3 protein-coding genes and 1 pseudogene are annotated in these 3561 nt (G+C 64.9%); 1 reads left to right on the top strand and 3 read right to left on the bottom strand.

The genetic code is table 11. From position 1 onward, the window contains the following. Positions 1-9: 9 nt before the first annotated feature. The 3 genes from ACEQXV_RS19810 to ACEQXV_RS19800 form a co-directional block, all read right to left on the bottom strand. A complete protein-coding gene (locus ACEQXV_RS19810) occupies positions 10-1533 on the bottom strand; it encodes a tripartite tricarboxylate transporter permease (RefSeq protein WP_370270605.1) in 1524 nt (507 codons plus the stop codon). Positions 1534-1537: 4 nt separating this feature from the next. Continuing rightward, positions 1538-2026: a tripartite tricarboxylate transporter TctB family protein gene (locus tag ACEQXV_RS19805; protein WP_370252946.1), complete on the bottom strand. Its 489-nt coding sequence runs from the start codon at positions 2024-2026 to the stop codon at positions 1538-1540. 155 nt (positions 2027-2181) lie between these two features. Then, positions 2182-3168, bottom strand: a complete 987-nt coding sequence (locus ACEQXV_RS19800) for a tripartite tricarboxylate transporter substrate binding protein (RefSeq protein WP_370252948.1) — start codon at positions 3166-3168, stop codon at positions 2182-2184. Between the two features lie 106 nt (positions 3169-3274). Between ACEQXV_RS19800 and ACEQXV_RS19795 the strand changes: the two are divergent. Beyond that, positions 3275-3466, top strand: a pseudogene (locus tag ACEQXV_RS19795) (response regulator transcription factor); the annotation flags it as partial. Between the last annotated feature and the right edge of the window lie 95 nt (positions 3467-3561).

The raw sequence follows: 3561 nt of genomic DNA, 5'->3' as shown, positions 1-3561 counted from the left end.
CGACACCCTTCAGTCGTCCGCGACGCCCTCGGCCCGCAGACGCGCCCGGCGCGCCCGGTAGCTCGGAACCACCACCAGCAGCCCGGCCAGGACCAGCAGCCCAAGCGTCATGGGCCGTTCCAGGATGAAGCCGATCCCGTCGTATAGCTGCATCGCGCGGCTGAAATTGTCTTCCAGCATCGAGCCCAGGATGAAGCCGATCAAAAGCGGCGCCAGCGGATAGTCGGCAAAGCGCAGGATCGTCGCCACGAAGCCGAAACCCACCAGGATCATCAGCTCGGTGGCGTTGTTCTGCCCGATATAGGCCCCCATCAGCGTGAAGAAGAGGATGAAGGGGATCAGGTAGTTGCGCGGCACCGCCAGGATCTTGGCGATATAGGGAATGAGCGGCAGGTTCAGGATCAGCAGCACGAGGTTGCCGAGATACATCGAGATGATGACCGCCCAGAAGATCTGCGGATCGTCCACCATCAGCCGCGGCCCCGGCGTGACGTTCAGGGCGATAAGCGCGCCCAGAAGGATCGCGGTGGTGCCGGATCCCGGGATGCCGAGCGTCAGAAGCGGCACGAAAGACCCGGTGCAGGCTGCGTTGTTGGCCGTCTCTGGCGCGGCAAGCCCCTTGATGGAGCCCTTGCCGAATTCGTCCTGTTCTTCCTTGGTGGCGATGTTGCGCTCCACCGCGTAGCCCAGGAAGGACGCGATGGTGGCCCCTGCGCCCGGCAGCACGCCGATGAAGAAGCCCTGGATCGACTGGCGCCCGATGACGGGCGCGATCTTGCGGGCCTCTTCGCGGGTGATGCGCAGGTCCTTGATCTCGCCGCTGTCCTCGCCGCCGCCATCGGTCTTGGACCGGGCCGGGTTCAGCACCAGATACATGGCCTCAGGCAGGGCGAACATCGCCATGGCCAGGGTGATGAAGCCAAAGCCCGATTGCAGGTCCATCAGACCCATGGTGAAGCGCGGCATGTTGTAAAGCGCGCCCTCGCCCACGGTCGCCATGATGAGCCCCAGCACCGTCATCAGGAGCGCCTTGGCCACGTTGCCAGTGCCCGCGAAAGCCGCGATGGCTGACAGGCCCACGACCATCAGTGCGAAATACTCGGCCGAGTGAAACAGCAGCGCTACGGTCGAGAGCGCCGGGGCAAAGACCATCAGCAGCAGCGCGCCGATGGTGCCGCCCGAGAAACTGGCGATGGCCGCGATGGTGAGCGCCTTGCCCGCCTGCCCCTTGCGCGCCATCGGGTAGCCGTCGAAGGCGGTGGCCACGGTTCCCGCCACGCCAGGGGCGTTGATCAGGATCGAGGAAGTCGAGCCGCCGAAGATGGCGCCGTAATAGACCCCGGCCAGCAGGATCAGCGCGGCAGAGGGATCGCCCAGGGTGATCGCAACCGGGATCATGATGGCGATGATCGACATCGGCCCGAGGCCGGGCAGCATGCCGATGAAGGTGCCGATGAGGCAGCCACCGATCACCATCAGGATGTTGGTCAGGGAAAAGGCCGTCGAGAGGCCGATCATAAGTCCTTCGAGCATTGCCTCACACCCCCATGAAGAACGGCCAGGGACGCAGGAAGATGCCCAGCACCCCCTGCACCAGGTACCAGATGATCCCCGCGGCCAGGACCGAGACGGGGATCATGATATGAAACTTGCGTTCGCCCAGGATGAGCGAGCCGCCGACGAGAAAGCCCACGGTGGAGATCAGGAACCCTGCCGGGCGCAGCATCAGCGCGTAGAGAACCATGAGCGCCAGCAGCAACAGCGCCTGGCCCACCTTGTAGTCGCCAAGGCGGCGGTAGTTGATGTCCTGCGGCTTTGGATCGGCGGCGGGCTTTTCCAGCCCCAGCACGATGATCAGCGAGGTCACGACCCCCAGCACCGCGAGGATCTTGGGGAAGGTCGACGGCCAGACCGGGTTGCGCCGCATGAAGGGCGGCAGGCTGCCATCCATGGTGAAGAAGGCCGTGTATCCGTAGATGAGGCAGATGATGAGGATCGCCAGCGCGATCCAGCGGTCGAGCGCCATAGCTCCCCCTCCGAAAGTCAATGTCCCCTCCCGGATCCTCGATCCGGGCGATCCGCGTCGGCGCGGATCGGATCGCGGTTTTCAAAAACCGCCATCCATTTCGCGTCTGCGCGAAATGGGGTCCGCGCCCCGGACAGGGCGCGGACCGGCTGGCCTCAGAGGAAGCCCAGGGTGCGCATCAGGTCGCCGATGACCTGTTCCTGCTCTTCCAGGAAGGTGCGGAAGTCGTCACCCGAGTTGTGGATGTTGACCCAACCGTTGCGGGCGCGCACGGCTTCCCACTCGGGCGTGTCATACATCGACGCGATCACGGCGCGATACGCGTCGGCTTCGGCATCGGTCAGCGTCGGGGCGCCGAAGAAACCGCGCCAGTTGACGAAGGTGGTGTCGATGCCCTGCTCCATCATGGTGGGGGCGTCGGGATAGGCGTCCACGCGCTCGGACGAGGTCACGCCGAGGATGCGGACTTCACCGGCGTTGGCCAGGTCGACCGCTTCCGAGAAGCCGGTGGACAGGGCCTGGATCTCGCCCGACAGAAGCGCCGCCATGGCTGCGCCGCCAGCGTCATAGGGGATGTAGCGCACTTCCAGCGGGTCTTCGCCGGCAGCCTGCATCACCATTGCCGCAACCAGGTGGTCCATGCCGCCCGGCACCGAGCCACCGCCGATGGCCACGGCGCTGTGATCGTCGCGATAGGCCGCCAGCAGGTCGTCCATCGACTGGATCGCGCTGTCGGTGTTCACGACCAGGGCCGCGTAATCGCCGATGGTGCCCGCGATCAGGGTGAGGTCACGGAAGCTCTGCGGGAAAACGCCGGTGAGCGAGCGGATCACGATGGGGGTGGAGTTCACCATCAGCGTGCCGTGCTGGCTCTCGGAGTTCTCGATCATGTAGGCGATCGCGACGCCGCCGCCGCCGCCCGACATGTTCTCGTAGCTGGCCGAGCCCACGAGCCCTGCGTTGGTCAGCGCCTCGCCGGTGCCGCGCGCGGTGCCGTCCCAGCCGCCGCCGGCGCCGCCGGGGATCAGGAAGTGGATGCTGTCCATCTGCTGGTGGCCGTCTGCAAGCGCAGGGGTGCCAAGGCTCATCGCCGCGACCGCCGCGGCCGCGAAGGCCCGACGGGTCAGGTTCAGTTTCGTCATTGTCTCCTCCCAGTTTGACAAAGCGGGGCGTGGGTGCCCATGACTGAAACCAAGCACCCGAACCTGACATTTACCTGTCACGCCCCCGAGAGGTCCGCCCGAGCCGATGCGATTCCTGCTGGTCGAAGACAATGCCCAACTCGCTGCTGCCATCCTGGACCGCCTGGCGCTGGATGGGCATGTGGTGGATCATGCAGGTGATCTGGGCACCGCGCAGGATTTCATGTCGACCACCGATTACGATTTGATTTTGCTGGATATTATGCTTCCAGATGGCGACGGCCCGTTGTTCCTACGGCTGCTCCAGCACCCTTGAAAGGCATCGCTTGTGTGGTCAGGATGAAGCGGACTCCTCTTGCAGCCCCAACTTCTCCTTCTATTACGTCACTCTGG

Source organism: Nioella sp., assembly GCF_964229645.1.
GTDB lineage: Bacteria > Pseudomonadota > Alphaproteobacteria > Rhodobacterales > Rhodobacteraceae > Nioella.
The sequence above is the reverse complement of the archived record's forward strand: the minus strand, read 5'-3'. Positions and strand labels throughout refer to the sequence as shown.

Coding starts and splice junctions, on each gene's coding strand:
- ACEQXV_RS19800 (WP_370252948.1), bottom strand. CDS start 3,168: ATGACGAAACTGAACCTGACCCGTCGGGCCTTCGCGGCCGCGGCGGTC.
- ACEQXV_RS19805 (WP_370252946.1), bottom strand. CDS start 2,026: ATGGCGCTCGACCGCTGGATCGCGCTGGCGATCCTCATCATCTGCCTC.
- ACEQXV_RS19810 (WP_370270605.1), bottom strand. CDS start 1,533: ATGCTCGAAGGACTTATGATCGGCCTCTCGACGGCCTTTTCCCTGACC.